Raw genomic sequence first — 22,467 nt, 5'->3', positions numbered from 1 at the left:
CTTAATTTTCAGCCTTAATTATCAGGAAAGACCTTTCTGCTTCAGCAAGCTATCGACGAAAAAATCAGTTTATGATGATGAGATTATTTTCTCTTTGTTTTATATCAAAAATGCTTCTATTCGGCAGCATACTGTATGCGCAGGAAAAACCTTTAAAAACCCCGGAATTTCTACACTATCAAAACAGCACCTGGGTAGATTCCATTATGGAAACTTTGTCTCCAGATGAGCGCATTGCACAGTTGATCATGGTAGCTGCCTTTTCCAATCGCGGCGAAGATCATAAACAGGAAATCTTAAAGCTTATAAATGAACAAAAAATAGGCGGAGTTATATTTTTTCAGGGAGGACCTGTAAGGCAGGCAAAACTGATGAATGAATACCAGGCTGCCTCAAAAGTGCCGTTATTGGGCGCTATCGATGCCGAGTGGGGCCTGGGAATGCGGCTGGACAGCACCATTAGTTTTCCTTTTCAAATGGCTTTAGGTGCAGTTCAAAACAATACCATTATTTATAAAATGGGCGCAGAGGTCGCCCGGCAAATAAAACGCGTAGGGCTTCATTTAAATTTTGCCCCTGTTGTGGATGTGAATAACAATGCCGAAAATCCCGTGATTAACTACCGCTCTTTTGGTGAAAACAAGTATAAAGTCGCTAAAAAGGGGATTGCTTATATGCGGGGTTTACAGGACCACGGAGTGCTTCCCACCGCCAAACATTTCCCCGGGCATGGAGATACCGATACAGATTCCCACCTGGCACTTCCACAAATTCTTCATTCCAGGGAAAGGCTGGATACCCTGGAGCTTTATCCTTTCAGGCAACTTATAAAAGCAGGAATAGGAGGGGTTATGGTTGCGCATCTGGATATCCCGGCTTTAGATCCTTCCGGGGTTCCATCTACTTTGTCCGCTAAGATTATCACAGAATTATTAAAGGATGAACTTGGTTTTGAAGGCCTTATTGTTACAGATGCCATGAATATGAAAGGGGTAACCAAAGACAATCTCCCCGGAATTGTGGATAAAGACGCCATTCTTGCAGGAAATGACCTTCTGGAATTTACAGAAGATGTCCCACGTGCCATCACCGAAATAAGCCAGGCCGTGAAGATGGGGTTAATAAGTCAGGAAGAGATCGACCGGAGATGCCGGAAAATTCTTGCCCTAAAACAATGGTCAGGACTGGATAATTATGTGCCGATCTCTCTTAAGAATTTAACCGAAGATCTCAATACTTCCAAAGCAAAATTATTGAACCGGAACCTTGCCGCAGCTTCCCTAACATTACTAAAGAATACCGAAAAAATAATTCCGGTTAAGGGACTAGACACTTTGCAAATCGCGGTAATTTCTGTTGGAAAGGAAAACACTACTGTTTTTCAGAACAGCATGGGATTGTATGGAAAAACAACCAATTTCAATGTTTCAAACCAACCTTCCGAAGAAGAACTGAAGACATTAAAAGATAAGCTCCAGTCTTTCAATATAGTAATTACAGGGATTCACGATGAAGAAATACGTCCTTATAATAAACTTAAAATGTCTGATTCCCTTCAGAAATTTATTTCAGAATTGGCTGAAATGAAAAATTCTGTGATCGCTCTTTTTAAGAATCCCTATGTGATGAAGGATATAAATAATATAGAAGCAGCTTCGGGATTGCTGCTCACGTATCAGGATACTCCGGAGGCCGAAAATTTAGCTGCACGGGCTATTTTTGGAAAAGTCAGGGTTTCCGGGAAACTTCCTGTGAGTGTAGCTAATAAATTTAGGGAAGGGGATGGTTTATGGTTGGGTGGAAGTTTTAATGCGAATACTCCCTGTTTTAAGATGCAGGCATGGTTACAGGAACATTTTTATAATCAGCCTGTTCCCTGGTGCCTAATACGGTAGCAACAACGCCCGGGAATCAAATACAAATGAGATATTAATAACAAATTTTAATATATATTTAAGAAATACTATATTTGATTAATAAATACTCCAAATTTCCAATTTTATTTTAATGAACCACCTATATTTCCTCCCACTTTGTTGCCTTATTTCCCTTGTTACATTTTCAACGTTTTCACAGAATTCTGTTAAAGGCTCTGTACTATTTCCCAATCAGGAAGGGGTTGCTTACGCAAATGTAGTCCTGATGGAAACCGATTCTACCACTGTTTACAAAGGCGCCGTTACAGATGAGCAGGGAGATTATCTCTTTGAAAATATCTTAACTAAAGAATATGTACTTATTGTGAGTTTTGTTGGTTTTGAAAACTTTATAAAACGGATCTCGGTAAGCGGAAACAGTACGCTTAACCCTATAGTTTTAAAGGAAGATGAAGGAGCTCTTAAAGAAATTACTATCAATGCAAAAAAACCAACGGTAACAAAGACGATAGACCGACTCATTTTCAACGTTGAAAATTCCACGCTGTCTTCGGGGAATTCATGGGAAATTTTAAAAAGAACTCCCGGGGTAATTGTGACACAAAACCAGTTATTGGTGCGAAATAATATAGTAGCTGTTTATATCAATGACAGGAAAGTTCATTTATCTGCATCAGAGCTGCAAACCCTACTGGAAAGTTATTCCGCAGCAAATATAAAATCTATTGAAGTTATCACGAATCCGCCGGCGCGATATGAAGCCCAGGGCGGTGCCATTTTGAATATAGTTACCAGCAGCAATATTACACCAGGCTATAAAGGAAGTATCAACGGAACCTATACCCAGGCCATTTTCCCGAAATACCAGTTTGGGACCAGCCATTATTTTAAAAGTGAAAAGCTGAATGTTTTTGCTAATTACAGCTTCAGTCCGCGTAAAGATTTCAAAAATGACGACAGTTATATCAATTTCATAAATGAGGATGGCGCTATATTTTCCCGTTGGAATACAGACTTCAACAGGACTACCCGTTCCCAGGCGCACAATGCCAATGCGAATATAGATTATGCCATAGATGAGCGGAATACACTGAGTTTTTCTACCAATGCGATGTTATCACCTAACAAGACTTTTGATAATGTGGTGGAAACAGATATACGGAGTGCTCAGTTTCAGCTGGATTCTTCATTTGTTACCCGAAGCGGACTCGAAAATGATGAGAACAATATTGCGCTGGATTTAAAATTTACGCACCTCCTGAAAACCGAGGGAGCTCAAATTTCAGCGGAAGCTCATTATACCAATTTCAACCAGGAGCGCATGCAGGATGTGCTTTCCACCTATTTTTCCCCACAAGACGCGGTTATAAACCGGATTAGTTTTTTAACCGATGCAGCCCAGGAAATCGATATTTTTACGGCACAGGTGGATTACCAAACTCCAATAGGAAGCGCCACTTTTGAGATGGGAGCAAAATCATCGGTGATAAATTCTGAAAGTGGGATAGATTATTTTGATACCCAGGGCAACAACCGCCAGCTTATTGGAGAGCTTTCTGATAACTTCCTGTATGATGAAGCTATTTATGCAGGTTATGCCAGTATCACCAGGGACTGGGATAAATGGGCCATTAAAGCAGGGCTTAGAGGGGAATATACCGATATTACAGGAACCTCCAATTCTATTGGAGAAGTCAATACCCAGGAATATTTTGAAGTGTTCCCCACAGCATATTTACAGCATAAAATATCTGAAGATCATGTGTTTACTTTGGATTATTCCAGACGAATTGCCCGTCCTAAATATGAGAGTTTAAATCCTTTCCGGTATTTCCTGAATGAAAATAATTTCAATGCCGGAAACCCCAATTTAAGAGCGGCGATCAGCAACAATTACAATTTAAATTATACGCTAAAGGGCCAGTATTTCTTTGATCTTTACTATAAGGATGACGGGATAACCCCTACAACCCTTGCATTTCAGGATAACAGGAATCTAACTATAAGAAATGTGAGTACGAATTTGCTGGAAAACAAATCCTATGGGCTTGATGTTTTTCACGGAAGGTCTATTACAAGCTGGTGGTATGCCCAGGCATTTACTTCCTTATTTCACACGGAAAATACTTTTTTGGCAGTTGAAAGCGGAAACGCAGAAGTCACGAACGAAACAGATGGGGTGCAGGCCTATATTTATAATGTTTTTACGCTTTCTAAAGATGGTACTTTTGAAGGAAACCTATTCTTGATGCATGTTTCCGATTTTATTTCCGGTTCCTATCAGCTGGAGCCTATGACTACTTTTTCTATCGGTTTCAGAAAAACCCTTTGGAACAACAGGGCAGAGGTAAGCCTTAATTTTGAAGATATGCTGAATACAACCAATACACGATTGACGTCCCAATATCTTAATCAGGATAATTCCTTTTTCGCACAGGAAGAATTGCGCTATGTACGGTTTGGATTTAAATACAACTTTGGAAATTTCAGGCTAAGTGACAATCAGCGCCAGATAGAAGCTGCAGAACGGGACAGGATCTAAAAAGCCCCCCGGCCCCCGAAGGGGGAGTTTTTTTACTCTGGCATTCTATTTCATTCAAATTGCAATTTCATAAATTCCACCTTCGGGGGGTTAGGGAGATTTTCTTTTTTTTTCGTAATTTTGCAAACTTAATTTTATTGATTTGTCCAAAATAGGTAATATAGATGTAGGGGAATTTCCATTGCTTTTAGCACCCATGGAAGATGTGAGCGATCCACCGTTTCGTGCATTGTGCAAGGAACAGGGAGCAGATGTGGTGTATACCGAATTTATCTCTTCGGAAGGGCTTATACGCGATGCTGCCAAGAGCAGGATGAAGCTGGATATATACGAAAAGGAACGCCCGGTGGGAATCCAGATCTTTGGAGCCAACCTGGAATCCATGCTCCAGTCGGTTGAAATAGTTGAAAAATCCAATCCGGATATAATAGACATCAATTTTGGCTGCCCGGTAAAAAAGGTAGTTTCCAAGGGAGCCGGTGCCGGGATCCTGAAAGACATCGATTTGATGGTTTCTCTAACCGCAGCCATGGTGAAGCACACCAATTTACCAATCACCATTAAAACCCGTTTAGGCTGGGATCAGGATTCCATAAGGATTGTTGAGGTTGCCGAAAGATTGCAGGATGCAGGAGCAAAATCCATCGCAATTCACGGTAGAACCCGCGCCCAGATGTACAAAGGTGTTGCCGACTGGGGTCCTATTGCCGATGTTAAGAACAACCCCAGGATGCATATTCCCATTTTTGGGAACGGAGATGTGGACACTCCTGAAAAAGCGATGGAAATGCGCGATAAATACGGATTGGACGGCGCTATGATAGGCCGTGCAAGTATTGGATATCCCTGGTTTTTTAGAGAGGTGAAACATTTTTTTGCAACAGGGAATAATCTTGCCCCTCCAACATTAGAGGAACGCGTGCAGGCCGCTAGGAAGCATCTTCAAATGGCTATAGACTGGAAAGGCGAAAAATTAGGGGTTTTTGAAACCAGAAGACATTATACAAACTATTTTAAAGGCATCCCGCATTTTAAGGAATTCCGTACAAAAATGGTGACCAGCGATCATTCTATAGATGTTTTTGCAGCTTTTGATGAGGTGGAAAGAGAATTCTCTGGCTTCGAATTCGTTTAGGCCTGAAGCGCTTTTTTGCTTCTGCTGGCCGCAATATAGGAGGCTGCCATCCCTAAAATGCCAATAGTTACTAAAACCAGAATAATATTTTCGGCTTTTATCTTAACAGGATATGCCAGGGAAGGTGTGATCATTACAAGATCAAACTGCAGTTGCAGGTAAACCAGGATCAGGGCGAAAAGCAATCCTATAAATCCGCCCACAATCGTCATAAGCGCTCCCTGCATAAAAAAGATATTTTTAATGGCATTTTCAGTAGCACCAAGACTATAAAGCGTCCTAATATTTTCCCTTTTATCCAGAATCACCATAATGATAGATCCTACCACATTGAAAAGTGCAATAATGAGTACGAGGGTAAAAATAAGGTAGACCGCAAGATTTTCGGTATTGAGCATTTTATAGAGCGTTTCATTAAGCTGGGCACGGTTCTTAACGCTTACATCCTGACTGAGGATCTTTTTAATTTCTGAAGTTACTGTTTCTGGATCGGCGCCCGGAGCCAGTTTTATTTCTATAGCCGAAACTTCATTTTCCTCCAATTCCAGCAAGTTTCGCGCAAAATCTATGTTGGCAAATATATATTTGCTGTCCAATTCTTCATTCACGCTGTAAATTCCGGTAACCACGACGCCTTCTTTATTGAAAGCATCGGTTGGGACGCTAACCTGCCCTTTTCCCGGCCTGGGAACCATAATTTCCAGTAAATGGGTATAATCGAAGGCACTAAGGGAGAGCAGCCGGGTAATCCCGTTGCCTGCCACTACCTGAAAATCACTTTCGGTAAGCCAGTTTCCGTAAACCAGGGAACTGTCTATATTATTCACTTTTCGGTAATAAGCATCCACACCTTTTATAAATGCGGTATGGTTTTTTGACCTGTAATCCAGAAAAACACGTTCTTCCACAACTTCAGAAGAAGCAGATATCCCCTCGATTTTATATAGGTTTTGTTTTTCAGCTTCAGAAATACTGATAGTTTTTCCGCTGGAGGGGAAAACTTTAAGATCGGGGTCAAATTCGTTGGAGAAGGTTAAGCTGAAATCTTTCAATCCGGAGAACCCGGAAAGCACAATAAATAAAGAGAAGGCTCCCGCAAAAACGCCGACTGCGGCAATAATGGTGATGATATTGATCGCATTATTGCTGCTTTTGGTAAATAAATACCGTTTGGCGATGTAGAGGGAAAAATTCAACTTAAGATTTTTTCCGGGGATCCAAAAGATTGGGATCGGAAATTGGGTTTTCCTCGCCTCTTATCGATTTGTCTATTTTTTCTATATATTCCAGAGAATCGTCTATAAAAAAACTTAGATCGGGCATTCTTCGCAGCTGATGTCTTGTTCGTTGCGCCAGTTCATGCTTGATCTTTGATTTTATAAGGTTGATTCCCTCCAATACACCTTTAGCTTCCTTAGATGGGAAAATGCTTATATAAGCCTTCGCAATAGAAAGATCGGTGGTAACTTTTACCTTAGAAACAGACACTAAAACTCCCGTTATTCCTGAATCCCTGATATGATTTTGCAGGATCTCTGCCAAATCTTTTTGCAGAACCCCACCTATTTTCTTTTGTCTGTTTGTTTCTTCCATACTGCAAAAGTAAGATATTTAAATTTCAATCCCTCATTGAGGGTTTAATTCCCCGCGGCCGGCCCGAAATGAATTTCATTCATGCGGGCCTGCCCCGATGTTCTTGATTTATTCTTAAATTAGTGGATTCTCGCAGCAAGCCTGCAGAGAATCGGGAATCCGGACTTAAAAAGTGTGGTTCTGTTAGTACTACATAAAATTATAAAAAATAATTAATAACAATCCATGAGAAAAATCGAACATATAGGCATAGCCGTTAGAAATATAGAAGAAGCGAATAAAACTTACCGGGCCCTGCTCAATATAGAACCCTATAAGGCCGAAGAAGTGGAAAGCGAAGGAGTGCTTACTTCATTTTTTCAAATTGGAGACAGCAAGATCGAACTTCTTGCAGCTACAAATCCTAAAAGTCCAATTGCAAAGTTTATTGAAAAGCGCGGAGAAGGAATTCACCACATCGCTTTTGATGTAGAAGATATAGAAGCAGAAATTGAACGGCTGGAGAAAAGTGATTTTGTTTTGATCTCGAAAAAGCCTAAAAACGGCGCCGATAATAAGATTGTGGCTTTTTTGCACCCTAAATCCTCTCATGGGGTTTTGGTGGAATTATGCCAGGAGGCAAGTTCCAGTCAATGAGGTAGTTACAAAGAAAGATTCCGGGAATTTTACCGCAGCTAAAAGCACATGATAAAAATAAATAAAAATGCTTGTGGAGTAGGCGGCAATTACATAAATTTGCGCCCTCATTATACCTATTGAGCCGGTCCTATAGCTCAGCTGGTTAGAGCACCTGACTCATAATCAGGTGGTCCCTGGTTCGAGTCCAGGTGGGACCACACTAGTAAAGACAAGGCTTCCGAGATATCGGGAGCCTTCTTTGTTGGAGGTGGGTACAACATAGGACAACATTTTTTGGGCAAAACTTTTCTATCTCTATTTTGGTTATTTTTAATTGGTTAGAGCAGATGCTAGCATGGAAAAATTTATTCTATATACTGCGAATGTCTAGGCCGGTTGCAGGTCATAAATCATTTGTCTCGGGGACGAGAAAGTACGTACGCTATTAAACAGCACAGGAACCACGCGCAAGGTTAGTTCTGGTAGATATGGGGGGCTTTTTGAAATAGATAGTGTTTCATCACTTTGATATTGGGTGAATAAAAATTTTTGAACATCTTTAGGACATTTATTAGACATCCAAGTCTAGCACTCTGTTGGAAGCAATTCAAAAGGACAAAGGGAATACATAGGATTAATACGCTAATTAATTTTTGAATCGCAAAGTAAATTTCACCTCTATTTTCCTTTAAATTAATGATTATCTACGACCATCAAAATAAAGATGAAGTCTCCTGACTTCGTGACCACAATCAAGAGGTTTACAGTGAAAAATTTTAATTCTCAAAGCTGGACTACATCATTTAAACCCGGTGTGTCTGGGGTTGCCCCCGGGCAACAGATTATGTCTACTCCAGCGAGGAACATTATTTACATTAAAAAAGTGTGATTGAAGAAGTGACTTTAACAGATAATCCTGTTGCAGATTTATTCAAGAGCTGGTCGATTTTAAGGTGTGAGAATTATTGATCGATGAACTACGTCAAAGCCCGGAGACTTTGTTTATGAATTTGCATAAAACACGTATAACATAGCTCAAAGTAAGGATACTTTGAGAAACCTAAGGCACACCAGGGCCACCAGGGGAATTTTCAATAATTCAACCTTAAAAACGGACAAAAGTTTTTGAATCAAAAAAAAACTGATATGGGTTATTTTTTTATTAAAGGTAGGATTACTTTTAAATCGTGGAGCTTTTTAATCTTAATATGATGTTTCTGATTTACTATTCTTTGATAATCGTTCAAGATTTTATGAAGAATAGAATTTCCGTTCTAATTTCTAAAACCAGGTGTTATGAGATATGCTATTTCTTACGTTAGGATTCACAGGTTTTTTAAAAATATATTATTAAGAGCATCTTTATTTGCTTGTTGAGCGACCTGCCTGGGCGACACAGCGACTTCAAACTGATTGCAAGAAACTAAGGGAAAACGCGGTTGACAAAACCATGGAAATAATTTTTATATTTACTTCGTCAACCAACGGAAAATGAAAGAACTCTCGAAAAACACCTCCACTTTTTTATTTATACTCCTTACAGGAGTGCTGGTTGTGATTGCAATTATTTCTTATAATAAGATCAGGCAGTTTAATATATCTGTTGACAGGGTAATGCATACCAAAGCTGTAAAGGATAATATTATTGAATTGCGTTCCAATGTAAAAGATGCAGAGTCCGGGCAGCGTGGTTATCTTATTACTAACGATTCTGTTTTTCTGCAACCCACCATCGGTGCAGAAAAACGCAGCAAACTTGTATTTGCTAGGCTTGATTCACTCATTAGCGACCATGCCGGGCAGCGAGAAAATTTAAAAAAGCTTAAAACACTTCTTGATGAACGTTATTCATTGCTAAATAAGACGGTTAAATCTTTTAAAAATAACCAATCCACAAATTTACCCACAAATAGCCTTTTGCTTGAAAGCAAAAATAAAATGGACGAAGTGCGTAAACAAATTGCGCTCATGTTGCAAACAGAAGATGCATTCCTGGAGCAGCGCATACAGGTTAAAGACCGTTCCGCCACCCTCACCCCCATTTTTTTATTGTTACTTTCTTTATTTTCGATTGTTGCGCTTACACTTTTCTTTTTCCGTTTACAAAAAGAAACAAACTCGCGGGTGTCAACAGCAAAGTCAGTTGAAGTAGAAGCAGAGGCCCGCAAACAAATCGAAGAAAATTTAAGAGAAATTTCAGATTATAAATATGCGCTTGATCAATCCTCCATTGTTGCCATTACCAACCAGAAAGGAATTATTAAATATGCGAACGATAACTTCTGCACAATTTCAAAATACACCCGCCAGGAATTAATAGGGCAAGACCATCGCATCATTAATTCCGGTTATCATTCCAAGGATTTTATCCGCAATCTATGGACAACCATTACCAACGGAAAAACATGGAAAGGTGAATTAAAGAACAAAGCAAAAGATGGAACCATCTATTGGGTTGATACTACCATTGTTCCGTTTTTGGATGAGCTTGGAAAACCCTACCAGTATGTTGCAATAAGGGCTGATATTACCGTACAAAAGAAATCGGCAGAAGCGATAGAAAAAATGGCAACGCATTTAACGCTTGCCACCGATTCGGCAAATGTGGGCATTTGGTCATTTAACGTAGAAAAACAAGAAATAGAATGGAGTGCCCTGCATAAAAGAATGTGGGGATATGATGAGCATCGTACAGACCTTACCTATGAAGACTGGCACAAAATTATTTTACCCAGGGATAAAGAACTGGCTTTTGAAAAAATAGAAGAAGCAAGAGTTAATGATACAGTTTATGACGTGGAGTATCGCATTAGACGTGCAGATGATGAAACTGTTCGTTACATGCGTTCCGTTGGAAGATATTATTACAATGATAAGGGCGAGGCCAAAACACTCACAGGAATTAGTCTTGATATAACTGAGCAAAAAGAAGCAGAAGAAACGCTTCGCTATCGGAAAGCCCTGCTAGAGGCACACAATGAAGCCAATAGAGATGGTCTTTTGCTTGTAGATGCCAAAGGAAAGATTATTAGCTACAACCAGAGTTTTATTGATGTATGGCGTATGCCTAAAGAGATTGTTGATTCCAAAGACGATGAACTTGCGCTTGCTTTTGCTATGACCCAATTGGTAAACCCACAACAGTTTGTTGATAAGGTAAAATGGCTGTATGAGCATCCCTCAGAGACAAGTGTTGACGAACTGGAATACCTTGATGGCAGAATAATAGAACGTCATGGCTATTCAGTATTGGGTGAGGATGGAACCTACTATGCCTGGTCCTGGACTTTTAGAGACATTACGGAACAAAAAGCAGCAACAGAAGCAATAAAGGAAAGTGAAACGAGATTCCGCACCATGGCAGAGGCTACTGAAGTATTGATTGGAGTTGCGGATGAAGCGAGCAATGTTACCTATTTTAATAAGGCTTGGGTGGATCTTACAGGAAGACCGATGGAGGATTTACTCAAGTTAGGATGGGCTGACTTATTCCATCCGGAAGACAAAGATCGCGTTGTTAATACTTATCTCTCAGCCTTCGCAAAACAAGAAAGTTATACGTTAGAGTTCAGGGTATTAGATAAATATGGCAAATATCGCTGGTTATTGGCAAAAGTACCAGCCAGATTTAACCCAGATGGGACTTTTGCAGGATACATCAGTGCGAGCGTTGACATTACAGATCGTAAAGAAGCAGAGGAAAAAATTAAAGAAACCCGTGAACTTTTTGAAACCACTTTGCAGAATGTACCATCGGCCATCTATCATTTTGATAAAACTGGCAAGATTCTTTACCTCAATGAGAATGGCGCAAATCAAATAGGATATGCAACGACAGAAGAGGTGCTTGCCGAAAAAGATGTATCCCAGTTGAGAAAAAGGGCATATGAAACTTTCTCTGTATTAAATGAACAAGGCGAACCAATGCCTGTTGATCAAAATTCAACAGCGCTTACTTTCAAAACCGGTAAGTCTTCAGAAGTTGTTTCCCAATTGATCAATAAAAAAACAGGATCATCTTTATGGCTCTTATCCAGGGCATCTCCAATTTATGATGACAATGGCGGACTGATTAAAGTGATTGCCACTTCTACAGATATTACCCTGCAAAAAGCAGCATCAGAAGCAATAAGGGAAAGCGAAGAGCGCGTAAGCAAGGAGCGCATGGTGCTTTACAATTCGTTTATGAATGCTCCTGCAGCCATTGCCATTGTAAAAGGCGATACGTTCATTTATGAATTTGTCAATGCCGAATACGAAAAATTAGTTGACAGAAAAATAACCATCGGCAAAACCGTTCAAGAGCATTTTCCAGAAATGGAACAACAAGGTATAATAGATATTCTTAAAAATGTTTTTTCAACAGGGGAACTATTCATCGCTAATGAATTTCCTATTGAAATAATCAATGAAAGTACTGGCAAACTGGTTTTGGGCTATTATAATTCAGTAGTGCAGCCAATGATGGACGAAAAAGGAAATACTGAAAGATTATTGTCTCATGGAGTGGAGGTTACACAACAGGTAAATGCAAGAAAAGTTATTGAAGCAAGCGAAGAGCAGTTTCGCCTTTTTGCTGATAGCATTCAAAACCTGGCATGGATTGCAAATGCTGACGGATGGATTTATTGGTATAACCAGCAATGGTATGATTATACAGGGACCACGGTTGAAGAAATGCAAGGTTGGGGATGGGAAAAAGTGCATCATCCAGACCACATTAAAAAATTAGTGAAGTTTGTAAAAGAAGCGTGGAAAAAAGACGAAGCATTTGAGCAAACCTTTCCGCTGCGCAGGCACGACGGAGAATATCGTTGGTTTATCACCCGTGCCTATCCTGTAAAAGATGCCAACGGAAATATTGAGCGATGGATAGGAACCAATACCGATATACATGAACAAAAAATTACGGAGCAGAAAAAAGATGAATTTATAAGCGTTGCCAGTCATGAAATGAAAACACCACTTACAACTGCTAAAGGGTATATTCAGTTACTGCTACTTTCATTAAGTGAAGAAAATCAAGCTGCTTCATACGCAAAGAGAGTTAATCAAGCCGTAGAGAAGCTTAACGACCTGGCTACAGAGTTATTAGATGCCAGTAAAATACAAAATGGCCAACTGGATTATAATATAACTACGTTTGATCTAAATGAAATGGTTGATGAAACAATTGAAAATATTCAGCACAGCACAACAAACCACAGCATACAAAAAACCGGCAACTGTTCCCAACAAATAACCGGCGACAGGGGCAGGCTGCAACAGGTGCTGATCAATTTTTTAACCAACGCTATAAAATATTCTCCAAAGGCTGATAAAGTATTCGTGAAAATAGATGAACAGGAAGAAAAAGTTCAAGTATCGGTTCAGGATTTTGGTGTGGGTATGTCAGGGAAGCATTTAGATAAAATTTTTGACAGGTATTACAGGGTGGAGGAACATGCTACTCATTTTCAGGGATTGGGTATTGGGTTGTACATATCTCACAATATCATAGAAAGGCACGATGGCACAATGTGGGCAGAGAGTGAACCCGAAAAAGGGAGTATATTTTATTTTACTTTGCCATTATAAATCATTGAAAGAAAAGTTTTCCTCATCCGCTAGTGCTGTGGAACTATTATCTAATTCCTGAGATAAAGGCCGCATTGGCTTACAGGTATGCTTTTGAACAATTCCAATAAAGTGAAAGGAATTTTTTAAGTTTTCCGGGGTAATTACAGTGAACTCGCCTATATAAGAGAGGATTACGGCAAAATTAATGGGGCAGTGTCCACCGTTCTACTCCTTGACATTAAGATGCCCACCATGACGGGATGGAAATTTTTAGATGTATTTACAAAAAAGTAGTCTTATGAAACTGTGCAGCAGGGAAAACCTGTAAAATTTTCTTAGAGTAGACAGAGCAAACCATAATTTATAAACCTTGTTTCCTCTTGGCTTAATAGTTTTTTAATGCTCCTCTTTATCTGATTTTAAAAATTTTAATCCAAGTGCAAATAGGAGAACAGAGATTGGAATTATCAAAAATTCCCATTTCAAATTATTAATATTTTCTATAACGATTTCTAGAAAAATAACAAATAGAATAATAATAATGACTTTTGCAAGTACGGTTTTTAAATGTTCAATATTTGGTATACTAATCCATTTTAAGACTCCCTTGTCCTCAATATCATTTTTATTAGAGATAAATAGTGAAAAAATACCGTAAGCAAAAATGAAGAGTGCCAAAGCTATTAGAAATGTATCTAATGATTTCATTATAGATATTGTTGCATTATCTATGTAATGCAAATGTTCTTTCCCTTTCGGGATATAATCAAAAAACACTATTCTAAATGCGTTATAAGTTTTCAAAGCACCTATAAAAAAAAGTAGCAAAGAACCCATTAAAGAACAAATAACTGCTATTAAACTAATATAGCGGAATATATAAAATGGTTTTTTCATAATATTTTAATTTGGCAGTATTGTATATAAATCACCAATTTTAGATTTTGTGCCATAATTTTAATGAAAGCTTGGTTGTTAAGTTTGCGGTTACAATGGCTTTTAAGTTTTGAATTTTTTTTTCAATTTTCCAGGCAACCTTATTTCAGTATTTTAACTCGTCGAATTGTGTAATTTCAGAACGATGTTTTTTAAATTCTGACTAACATCAAATTAAGTTAATTTTATTTAGGAACCTTTTATTTATAGGTCTTTGCCACATTTTTATATCAAAAAATTTGACGTTAGCCCAAGAATTTAACAGGTTTTTCTTGTCTAGGGAATGTAAGATAACGGCAGGATTGTTTGCGATCATTTCATTCCATAAAGTTTATAGCTTGATAATACTACAAAAGCCCAATTGTCTGGAAAGCCATCCCCACAAGAAATAAACAAATTTATTAAAATTGGTGGGGTTTTTAAACAGTCTGGCGGTCCTGGCTGCAAGAAGCGTGGAACAGGGACGCGTTCTTGTTGGCTTTTGTTGTTTGTTACTTGGTCTCTAAAATTATGCTTTTCACACGATTGCCCGTTATTTGCTTTTTACACAGTTTTTATTCTATGAAAGTAACAACACCTGAATCCATATCATAAATTCCACCCACAATTTTAATTTGTCCATTATCTTCAAGTTCTTTTAAAATTGGGCTGTTTTCTCTAATTTGAGCTATGGTATGTTTAACATTACTTTCACAAACCTTGTGCACAAATTCTTCATTTTTTGAGGTTCGGTCTCCCTGATAAGTTACTTTGTCAACCGCGGGACGAATTTTACTAAGCATTGCAGTGATATTTCCCAATTTCACGTCATCAATCGCTGCTTTAACTGCTCCGCAATATTCGTGACCCAAAACTAAGATAAGCTTAGCGCCTGCAACTTTACAACCAAATTCCATACTTCCGAGCAAATCTTCATTTACGAAATTACCTGCAACTCTCCCTACGAAAATGTCCCCAATACCTCTGTCAAAAATATCTTCTACCGGGACTCGGCTATCAAGACAAGATAAAACAACGGCCTTCGGGAACTGCCCTAAAGCACTTTTTCTAACTTGTTCAGAGTGGTCTCTTGCAGTAAGATCGTTATTAATAAAACGATTGTTTCCTTCTTTAAACGATTGTATGACATCATCTGGTGATAAAGCATCTCTTTGTTCTTTAGTAAGAACTTCCTGAACAAGTGGCTTTGCTTTTTCTTCAATTACTGCTGTCTCCGTTGTTTTTTGTTCTGGCTGATTATTACAGGCTACCAAAACTGATGTGGCTAAAACTAACGTTAGCATTTTCATTTTTTTCATAATAACTTGTTTTTATTGTGACGCCTACCTTGTAGTTCGGTGTTCAGCTATTCCGATTTTTTAAAAATTGAAAAAGTTTATAATATTTAATTGATTTCTGGACACATTGTTTGTCGTTTGATTCATAACCTCGATTTCTGACCTAAGTTTTGAAGAAAACCTGTAGCCAATTCCGCCATAACGTCTGTTTCTATCGAAATAATTCTGATCGGTATTCACAAAAGTCTCATTATAGACCGATAAGTAAACAGTTTTGTCTCCAATTTTTATATTATTTAGGGCAACATTAAAACTTAAAAAATAGCGAAGTCTTAACTTGAAATAGTCTTCAAAAACCGTTGTTCAAATCTGTACCTACGTTGAATGTTGAATCTGCCAAATGATTGCCTTGTAATAAATTGCTGGTAAATTCGATTTTCATAAGATTTTGTTTTTTGATCAGTATTCGATATGTGGCTTGTATTGTTTTCATCTTTAATGTTTTAAAGTTTCACATTTTTAATTAAATATAATAAATACTTTTACTTGTGGTAGTATAACTATCATAAATAATACTTAAACTTTTAAAGTAGCGTATTTCCAAGAATTTCAATTGCTTATTTTTGTATCCAAAGTGAGTAACTATGGGTGTCGAAATCAAAATAGCACTGAACGAAGGTCTCTACTTAAAGGATCCTCAAGATTCAGTCTTGGGCTTCGAAGCGTTTATTTTAAAAAGCTTTCACAAAAAATTGGAAGTACAGAGGCGTCTGTTTACAGATATTTTGAAAATAAGCACCTGGTGCTCATCTATCTGGTTTCGTGATATTGGGAATGGGTTGCCTATCTTATTAAGATAAATACATTAAATATTGATGATCCAAAGAGAAAGATCGAAATAATCATCAACTGCTTTGTTTCTGCATCCTTTGATAACACTATTCATTGGATATGTGGACAAAAGCAAATTGCACAGCGTGATTATAGCAGAAGGGATTAAAGCCTATTGCACAAAAGAAGTAGATGAGGAAAACGGGAAAGGCTTTTTTAGAAATTACAAACAACTTATAGCGACGGTTGCCGGGGTAATTTCAGAAATCAACCCCAAATTCGAGTATCCTTATGCTATGGCCAGCAATTTATTTGAAATGTCGAACAACCACATCTATTTTGCCAGACATTTGCCCAGACTAACTGACATAAAAGTGGAGGATAACAAATATTCTGAAGTAGAGAAAATGTTGAATTATTTTGCAATGAAATTATTGCAATAGGAAATGTAATTTCTAATATTTCGGTTTTTCGCAAGTTGCGCGTAGCCATTTTTGTAGTAATATTTTCTTCGGATGCAAGGTTAGGTTCTGCCTTTAGCGTTTGTAAGGAATAGCTTCGGGCAATCCTCAATATCCTGAAATTTTTTACAATATCAGTATTACGAAGGTTCGAAACACCGCCTAGTTAGAATCCCCTCTGCACAAAGTCTTCTATCACTCGCGAGCTCTCACGACTCGCTCCTGTAATATGAAGCTTTTAAAAAACTAGATGAAAAAAGAATAGAAAATGACTAAAGTAAAACAAATATTCTCTGAGAGTTTTCAAATTTGTATTGGCATTTTATTAGCCAGTATTGGTTTAAAAGCTTTTTTACTACCAAATGGATTCTTAGATGGAGGAGTGACTGGAATAGCAATCCTGATAAGTCAGCTTTTCAATTTAAATTTTTCTATTGTTCTATTAATCGTTAGCATTCCATTCTTACTATTAGCATGGAATACTATGACTAAAAAAATCGTTCTGAAGTCATTTTTATCGATTACAGCATTGGCGATATTTATTCATTTCGAGAACTTCACTTCTTTAACCGATGACAAACTACTCATTGCTATTTTTGGAGGTTTATTTCTTGGATGTGGAATAGGAATAACCATAAAAAACGGAGCTGTTTTAGATGGCTCGGAAATACTTGGAATATTTATCAATAATCGATTTGGAATAAGTATTGGAAAGGTGATACTCCTTTTTAACATTATTCTCTTTTCAATCACAGCCATCTTGATATCAATAGAAGTTGCAATGTATTCAATATTGACCTTCCTCATTACAGCCAAGATCATTGACTTGATGATCGAAGGTTTTGAAGATTATATCGGCCTGATGATAGTTTCTGAAAAATCCGATGAAATTGAAACAGGACTAATCGACGAGATAGGAGTAGGAATTACAACCTATAAAGGTTCAAAAGGTTATGGTAGAAGAGGTCTCCAAGACCAAAAAGTAATTATCCATACAGTTATCAATAGAATTGACATTAACAGAACGTATCGTTTGGTTGAACAAATAGATGAAAAAGCATTCATCATTGAATTTGATGTAAACAACGTAAAAGGTGGAATTCTCAAAAAATATCTGAGTAAATAAAACGAGAAAAATTATCTACAAAACCTATTAGCAATAGTGCCCGGAGGAACGCTACTGCTAATAGCCAAAACCTTACCTTGCATATAAGAAACACCATATGGACATTAGAGTAATTGAAACAATAATAACGGTTGCTTCCTTCTTTATCTTAAGATTTGTAACTGGGAAATTTCTTGGGAAAATTCAAAATAAATACAATTATTCAAAATACAGAATAAGACCTATTTTAAAGTTTATCAATGTATTTATTTTTATAACTCTTATAATTATAATAGTAGCAATTTGGGGCGTTGAGCAGTCAAAACTTTTGACTTTTGTCACTTCTGTTCTAACCGTTGTAGGGATAGCATTAGTTGCCCAATGGTCAATACTTTCGAACCTATCTTCAGCGCTAATCATTTTCATAAACCATCCTGTCAAATTGGGAGAATCAATTACTATCCTTGACAAGGAATTTGATATTAGTGGACAAGTGTCAGACATCGGGCTTTTCTATGTGATTTTAAAGACGGATACCAATGAAAAAATTATGATTCCTAACAATATATTCTTACAAAAAGCAACAAAGATTAATCTATGAAAGCAACACATATAATTTTATCAATATTCGTTAAGCGATTTCTTTGCATTGGTAGGAAGAACGACAGGCTTAAATTCTAGGATTGTTTTAGGTATATTAACACCTACCGAACCAGATGCAGTATTCTATAGAGCAATTCAGCAATTTATATTACAAACCAAGATAAATACTTTTCGGGTAGCGTACAGGGTATCTAATGATTAGACATTTTCGGCTGAAGAATTTCCCAAATTCAGATTAAGATACAGGTTAAGTGCCGAAATACCATTATCAGGGCAAAAAGTTGATGTTAAAGAGTTTTATTTCACGTTCAATTCGGAGATACTAAAAAGTCTTCAAGATAATGAATATGATTTGGAATTTAGGGTTATTCCCAATATAGGTTAGTTCTGGTAGATATGAGGCCATTAGATAGAAACCAAACCTACCACAAAACAGCTGGAGGAAATTCATTCCTGGTTTATGACAATATTAAAAATGTTTGTTTAAATGGATTAAAATCATCTTAGTATATCTTTAGATTAATTTAAAATTTGGGGATTACAATCCCTAAAAAATAGTATATTTGGGGATTACAATCCCTGAATATGATTAAAAGAGAATTAGAAGAGAAGATTATAAATCGTTTTGGAACCGGCAAGGCGATTCTATTAATTGGTCCACGACAAGTTGGTAAAACTACACTTTTCAATAAGGTACTGGAAGGAAAAGAATATCTCTTTTTGAATGGTGATGATCCAACCGTGAGAAAATTAATTTCCAATCCGAATTTAGAACAACTTAAAAACATTATTGGGAACTATAAAATTGTGTTTATAGATGAAGCACAGCGTATAGATAATATAGGGCTTACCCTAAAATTAATTACAGATCAACTAAAATCTGTTCAATTACTTGTGAGTGGCTCATCTGCTTTCGAGTTAAATAACCAGACACAGGAACCTCTCACGGGTAGAAAATGGGAATATCAGCTCTATCCTATTTCTTGGGGTGAATTTGAAAATAACGTTGGCTATCTCAAAGCTGAACAACAACTAGAATTGCGTATTATATATGGGATGTATCCAGATGTCATCAATAATTTTGGAGACGAAAAAGAAATTCTAAAACAACTAACAGATAGCTATTTATATAAGGATCTATTAAGTTATGGTGGAATACGTAAACCTGAAATACTAGAAAAATTATTACGTGCTTTAGCTTTTCAAATAGGAAACGAAGTAAGTTATAATGAGTTAGCACAGTTGTTGGGTATAGATAAAAAAACTGTCTCTAATTATATAGACTTACTCTGCCAGGCGTATGTTATTTTCAAACTTCCAAGTTTCAGTAAAAATCTACGCAATGAGATCAAGACCAATCAAAAAATATACTTCTACGATACAGGTGTTAGAAACATGATTATTGGCGATTTAAATCCATTAGAAGTGCGCCAGGATAAGGGCAACCTCTGGGAAAACTTTTTGATAGCAGAACGTCTAAAGTACAATGCTTATAATGGTTCATTATCCAAAGGCTATTTTTGGAGAACTGTGCAGCAACAGGAAATTGATTATGTAGAGGAAGAAGCTGGAGAAATAACTGGATTTGAAATAAAGTGGAATCCAAAAAGCAAAGTTAAAATCCCCAAAACGTTTGTAGAGACGTATAATACAGAAGTAAAAGTAATTACGAATGAAAATTTTAGAGAGTTTTTAAATTAGAGAACTTAAAACCTCCAACAAAAAAAGTAAAGCATTGATTAAAAAATAAGATATGGCAATAAAAAAAATCAGAATTATACAGCTCACTTTGGAAAAGCTTTTATGAATGGATAACTCGGATGAAATTGTGCCGGTATTTTCGGTCGTTTAGTTTTAGGCATTTCGGAACTATTTAACTTTATAGTTCTTGTTTTTATCATCCAAACTCTTATATAATAGTAGAGACTGCCTGTTAAGGTCTATCATCTCAATATTTAGAAACGGTCTTTCAATATTATCTTTCACGACAAACTCTTTTAGAATGGCATTTAAACTTAGCGTCGTTCTTAGTTTTATAGGAAGCAATACTTAATATTGTTCGGGTTTATTGGCTTCACAACAAAAGCAGAGGCAGCCTTTTTGGGGCTGCCTCTTATAAATTAGTATTCAGAACGTTTCCGTCAGCTTACTCTTGTGCTATTATCTGCTCGAGCATCATAGTATGATCTTTTTCCATCTGCTCGTGTTCTTCCCGCATAGTCTCGTGGTCTGCCATTAAGCTGTTATGACCTTCCTGCATTTCAGCGATCTGGGTTTCCATTTGGGTGAGATTGAGGGTAGAGAAGTCTTCCCGAAGACTTTACTTCGTGCTGTGCATGTTCTTCCAGAAGATCAGGATTGTTTATTCCTTTTGCTTCCACCTGCTGCTGCATTTGAGCATGTGTATCTTTCATTCGCTGATGCGTTTGCTGAAATTGCATATTGATCTGCTTTAGGCTGTCATTCTCTATGAGAAGCTGGTCATGTTTCTCGATAAGCGTTTTGCTCTCGTTCCCTCAACTGGTAAGTCCAATTGCGATTATACATAATATTAAAATAAAATTTCTCATAATAGTTGGACATTTCATTGATTATCAGACTTAATTTACAAAAAATGTAGTTTTTTTATTGCAATTATATGTTAAAGGCTCCCCGTGCTTTGGATGATACGCATATTCGTTCAGTCTTTTCATTTCCGGGTTTATTATGCTTTATTCGTATAAAATGTAGTAATTTTGCAACTTTTAAAATTTTATCCCTCATTGAGGGTTTAACCCGTCGGGCAGGTTCCCCGTTCCGATAGCGGGATGCCCGAAATGAATTGCATTCGCCGGGCTTACCCGTAATTTTCGGGCTGCTTGCCCCGAGGTTCTTGATTCGTTCCGGGGAGCATTCCTGAAATTGGATGCAAACAGTTTCAAAGCGATTGGATTTACAATCCCGGTTTCTGAATTTTCAAAAAATATCTATATATTATGAAATGAGCATAACGCGGATACGATACAAACACCGATAAAAATATGCGAATTACTTCCGATAGCTAGATATCGGGAGACCACCAAAAAACAATAAACATCTACATATGAAAGAAAATATTGAATTCATTAAAAAACATTTTGTAACCGATATTTCTGCAGGTCTCGTAGTATTTCTTATTGCCCTGCCACTGTGTCTGGGAATATCTTTAGCATCTGGAGCTCCGCTCTTTTCGGGAATTATTGCCGGAATTATTGGTGGAATTGTAGTGGGTTTCTCGAGTAACTCGAGTATCAATGTTAGTGGTCCCGCTGCAAGTGTAGCTTTGATAATATTTACAGCTATTCAAACTCTTGGTAGTTTTGAAGCGGTATTGGTCGCCGTTATTTTTGCCGGACTTTTGCAAATAGCCTTAGGATATTTAAAAGCAGGAACGGTAGCTTACTTTTTCCCTAATGCTATGATTAAAGGGATACTTGCTTCAATTGGGCTTATATTGATCCTGAAGCAAATTCCGCACGCTTTTGGAGTAGCCGGCGCTTTTGAAAGAGTTGAATCTTTTCAAAACTATGATGGAACCAATACTTTTACAGAGCTTCTCAAAATATTTAAGGAAATAAGTTATGGCGCCACTATCATAACTATCGCATCCTTAATAATAATAATTGGTTGGGATCGTCCAGCATTAAAACGATTTACATTTTTTAAATTCTTCCCATCTGCATTAGCCGCTGTGGTTATTAGTATCTTTTTAAATGAATTTTTTAAATTTTATTTGCCAGATTTCGCCTTGGATTCCAGTCAGCTGGTGAATTTACCTGTTGCAGATTCAATAGGTGAATTCGCAAATTTCTTTCAATTTCCGGATTTTTCAGTAATTGGAAATGTAGATGTTTACACTATCGCTTTATCGATTGCTTTTATTGCGAGTTTAGAGTCACTTTTAAGTACAGA

General features: G+C 37.3%; 17 protein-coding genes, 1 tRNA gene and 1 pseudogene. 11 read left to right on the top strand and 8 right to left on the bottom strand.

Features of this window, described 5'->3' with window-relative positions; all coding sequences use genetic code 11:
• The first annotated feature begins 110 nt into the window (after positions 1-110).
• The 3 genes from GILLI_RS10105 to dusB all read left to right on the top strand — a co-directional run bounded on the left by GILLI_RS10105 (position 111) and on the right by dusB (position 5,554).
• Entirely contained in the window at positions 111-1,895 is a 1,785-nt protein-coding gene (locus GILLI_RS10105) for a glycoside hydrolase family 3 protein (protein WP_245545623.1), read from the top strand.
• A gap of 112 nt (positions 1,896-2,007) precedes the next feature.
• Complete coding sequence (locus GILLI_RS10100; RefSeq protein ID WP_006989014.1) at positions 2,008-4,419, top strand: TonB-dependent receptor; 2,412 nt, start codon at positions 2,008-2,010, stop codon at positions 4,417-4,419.
• Between the two features lie 142 nt (positions 4,420-4,561).
• Positions 4,562-5,554: a tRNA dihydrouridine synthase DusB gene (gene dusB / locus GILLI_RS10095; RefSeq protein ID WP_006989013.1), complete on the top strand. Its 993-nt coding sequence runs from the start codon at positions 4,562-4,564 to the stop codon at positions 5,552-5,554.
• Here dusB and GILLI_RS10090 read toward each other — a convergent pair.
• Together GILLI_RS10090 and rbfA are read right to left on the bottom strand one after the other, a co-directional pair.
• The gene (locus GILLI_RS10090; protein ID WP_006989012.1) at positions 5,551-6,750 is read right to left on the bottom strand and encodes an ABC transporter permease; all 1,200 of its coding nucleotides are present in this window, start codon (positions 6,748-6,750) and stop codon (positions 5,551-5,553) included. The genes dusB and GILLI_RS10090 overlap by 4 nt on opposite strands.
• A 1-nt stretch (position 6,751) precedes the next feature.
• Positions 6,752-7,147, bottom strand: a complete 396-nt coding sequence (gene rbfA, locus GILLI_RS10085) for a 30S ribosome-binding factor RbfA (RefSeq protein ID WP_006989011.1) — start codon at positions 7,145-7,147, stop codon at positions 6,752-6,754.
• 225 nt (positions 7,148-7,372) lie between these two features.
• Between rbfA and mce the strand changes: the two genes are divergently transcribed.
• The 3 genes from mce to GILLI_RS10070 all read left to right on the top strand — a co-directional run bounded on the left by mce (position 7,373) and on the right by GILLI_RS10070 (position 13,342).
• Positions 7,373-7,783, top strand: a complete 411-nt coding sequence (mce, locus tag GILLI_RS10080; RefSeq protein ID WP_006989010.1) for a methylmalonyl-CoA epimerase — start codon at positions 7,373-7,375, stop codon at positions 7,781-7,783.
• Positions 7,784-7,909: 126 nt separating this feature from the next.
• A tRNA-Ile gene (locus tag GILLI_RS10075) sits at positions 7,910-7,983 on the top strand.
• Between the two features lie 1,396 nt (positions 7,984-9,379).
• Entirely contained in the window at positions 9,380-13,342 is a 3,963-nt protein-coding gene (locus GILLI_RS10070; protein ID WP_217179251.1) for a PAS domain S-box protein, read from the top strand.
• A 378-nt stretch (positions 13,343-13,720) separates the two neighbouring features.
• On the opposite strand, the gene GILLI_RS10065 is transcribed toward GILLI_RS10070, so the two are convergent.
• The 4 genes and pseudogenes from GILLI_RS10065 to GILLI_RS19135 all read right to left on the bottom strand — a co-directional run bounded on the left by GILLI_RS10065 (position 13,721) and on the right by GILLI_RS19135 (position 16,030).
• A complete protein-coding gene (locus tag GILLI_RS10065; RefSeq protein ID WP_006989008.1) occupies positions 13,721-14,221 on the bottom strand; it encodes a YqhA family protein in 501 nt (166 codons plus the stop codon).
• A gap of 593 nt (positions 14,222-14,814) precedes the next feature.
• The gene (locus tag GILLI_RS10060) at positions 14,815-15,558 is read right to left on the bottom strand and encodes a carbonic anhydrase family protein (RefSeq protein WP_040506572.1); all 744 of its coding nucleotides are present in this window, start codon (positions 15,556-15,558) and stop codon (positions 14,815-14,817) included.
• A gap of 60 nt (positions 15,559-15,618) precedes the next feature.
• A pseudogene (locus GILLI_RS19140) lies at positions 15,619-15,953 on the bottom strand (DUF2490 domain-containing protein).
• Positions 15,887-16,030 (bottom strand): hypothetical protein, encoded by a 144-nt coding sequence (locus GILLI_RS19135; RefSeq protein ID WP_245545622.1) that lies wholly within the window; start codon positions 16,028-16,030, stop codon positions 15,887-15,889. The pseudogene GILLI_RS19140 and the gene GILLI_RS19135 overlap by 67 nt, the downstream one beginning before the upstream one ends.
• A 484-nt stretch (positions 16,031-16,514) precedes the next feature.
• Between GILLI_RS19135 and GILLI_RS18930 the strand changes: the two genes are divergently transcribed.
• The 4 genes from GILLI_RS18930 to GILLI_RS10040 all read left to right on the top strand — a co-directional run bounded on the left by GILLI_RS18930 (position 16,515) and on the right by GILLI_RS10040 (position 20,238).
• A complete protein-coding gene (locus GILLI_RS18930) occupies positions 16,515-16,811 on the top strand; it encodes a hypothetical protein (RefSeq protein ID WP_245545621.1) in 297 nt (98 codons plus the stop codon).
• Positions 16,812-17,097: 286 nt separating this feature from the next.
• Positions 17,098-17,955: a YitT family protein gene (locus GILLI_RS10050; RefSeq protein ID WP_006989006.1), complete on the top strand. Its 858-nt coding sequence runs from the start codon at positions 17,098-17,100 to the stop codon at positions 17,953-17,955.
• 97 nt (positions 17,956-18,052) lie between these two features.
• Positions 18,053-18,535: a mechanosensitive ion channel domain-containing protein gene (locus tag GILLI_RS10045; RefSeq protein WP_006989005.1), complete on the top strand. Its 483-nt coding sequence runs from the start codon at positions 18,053-18,055 to the stop codon at positions 18,533-18,535.
• 587 nt (positions 18,536-19,122) lie between these two features.
• Positions 19,123-20,238, top strand: coding sequence for an ATP-binding protein (locus GILLI_RS10040; RefSeq protein WP_006989004.1), 1,116 nt, complete (start codon positions 19,123-19,125; stop codon positions 20,236-20,238).
• A 445-nt stretch (positions 20,239-20,683) separates the two neighbouring features.
• Here the strand turns inward: GILLI_RS10040 and GILLI_RS19065 are convergent, their stop codons facing one another.
• Positions 20,684-20,818, bottom strand: coding sequence for a hypothetical protein (locus tag GILLI_RS19065; RefSeq protein ID WP_280985181.1), 135 nt, complete (start codon positions 20,816-20,818; stop codon positions 20,684-20,686).
• Positions 20,799-20,951: a hypothetical protein gene (locus GILLI_RS18415; RefSeq protein WP_156798664.1), complete on the bottom strand. Its 153-nt coding sequence runs from the start codon at positions 20,949-20,951 to the stop codon at positions 20,799-20,801. The genes GILLI_RS19065 and GILLI_RS18415 overlap by 20 nt, the downstream gene beginning before the upstream one ends.
• Before the next feature lie 668 nt (positions 20,952-21,619).
• On the opposite strand from GILLI_RS18415, the gene GILLI_RS10035 reads away from it, so the two are divergent.
• The coding region (locus GILLI_RS10035; protein WP_006989002.1) for a SulP family inorganic anion transporter at positions 21,620-22,467 on the top strand (848 nt) is incomplete at its 3' end.

The sequence above is a fragment of the Gillisia limnaea DSM 15749 genome (assembly GCF_000243235.1).
Classification (GTDB): Bacteria; Bacteroidota; Bacteroidia; order Flavobacteriales; family Flavobacteriaceae; genus Gillisia; species Gillisia limnaea.
The sequence above is the reverse complement of the archived record's forward strand: the minus strand, read 5'-3'. Positions and strand labels throughout refer to the sequence as shown.

Coding starts and splice junctions, on each gene's coding strand:
- GILLI_RS10105 (WP_245545623.1), top strand. CDS start 111: ATGCTTCTATTCGGCAGCATACTGTATGCGCAGGAAAAACCTTTAAAA.
- GILLI_RS10100 (WP_006989014.1), top strand. CDS start 2,008: ATGAACCACCTATATTTCCTCCCACTTTGTTGCCTTATTTCCCTTGTT.
- rbfA (WP_006989011.1), bottom strand. CDS start 7,147: ATGGAAGAAACAAACAGACAAAAGAAAATAGGTGGGGTTCTGCAAAAA.
- mce (WP_006989010.1), top strand. CDS start 7,373: ATGAGAAAAATCGAACATATAGGCATAGCCGTTAGAAATATAGAAGAA.
- GILLI_RS10070 (WP_217179251.1), top strand. CDS start 9,380: ATGCATACCAAAGCTGTAAAGGATAATATTATTGAATTGCGTTCCAAT.
- GILLI_RS10065 (WP_006989008.1), bottom strand. CDS start 14,221: ATGAAAAAACCATTTTATATATTCCGCTATATTAGTTTAATAGCAGTT.
- GILLI_RS10060 (WP_040506572.1), bottom strand. CDS start 15,558: ATGAAAAAAATGAAAATGCTAACGTTAGTTTTAGCCACATCAGTTTTG.
- GILLI_RS19135 (WP_245545622.1), bottom strand. CDS start 16,030: ATGAAAACAATACAAGCCACATATCGAATACTGATCAAAAAACAAAAT.
- GILLI_RS10050 (WP_006989006.1), top strand. CDS start 17,098: ATGACTAAAGTAAAACAAATATTCTCTGAGAGTTTTCAAATTTGTATT.
- GILLI_RS10045 (WP_006989005.1), top strand. CDS start 18,053: ATGGACATTAGAGTAATTGAAACAATAATAACGGTTGCTTCCTTCTTT.
- GILLI_RS10040 (WP_006989004.1), top strand. CDS start 19,123: ATGATTAAAAGAGAATTAGAAGAGAAGATTATAAATCGTTTTGGAACC.
- GILLI_RS19065 (WP_280985181.1), bottom strand. CDS start 20,818: ATGGAAACCCAGATCGCTGAAATGCAGGAAGGTCATAACAGCTTAATG.
- GILLI_RS18415 (WP_156798664.1), bottom strand. CDS start 20,951: ATGAAAGATACACATGCTCAAATGCAGCAGCAGGTGGAAGCAAAAGGA.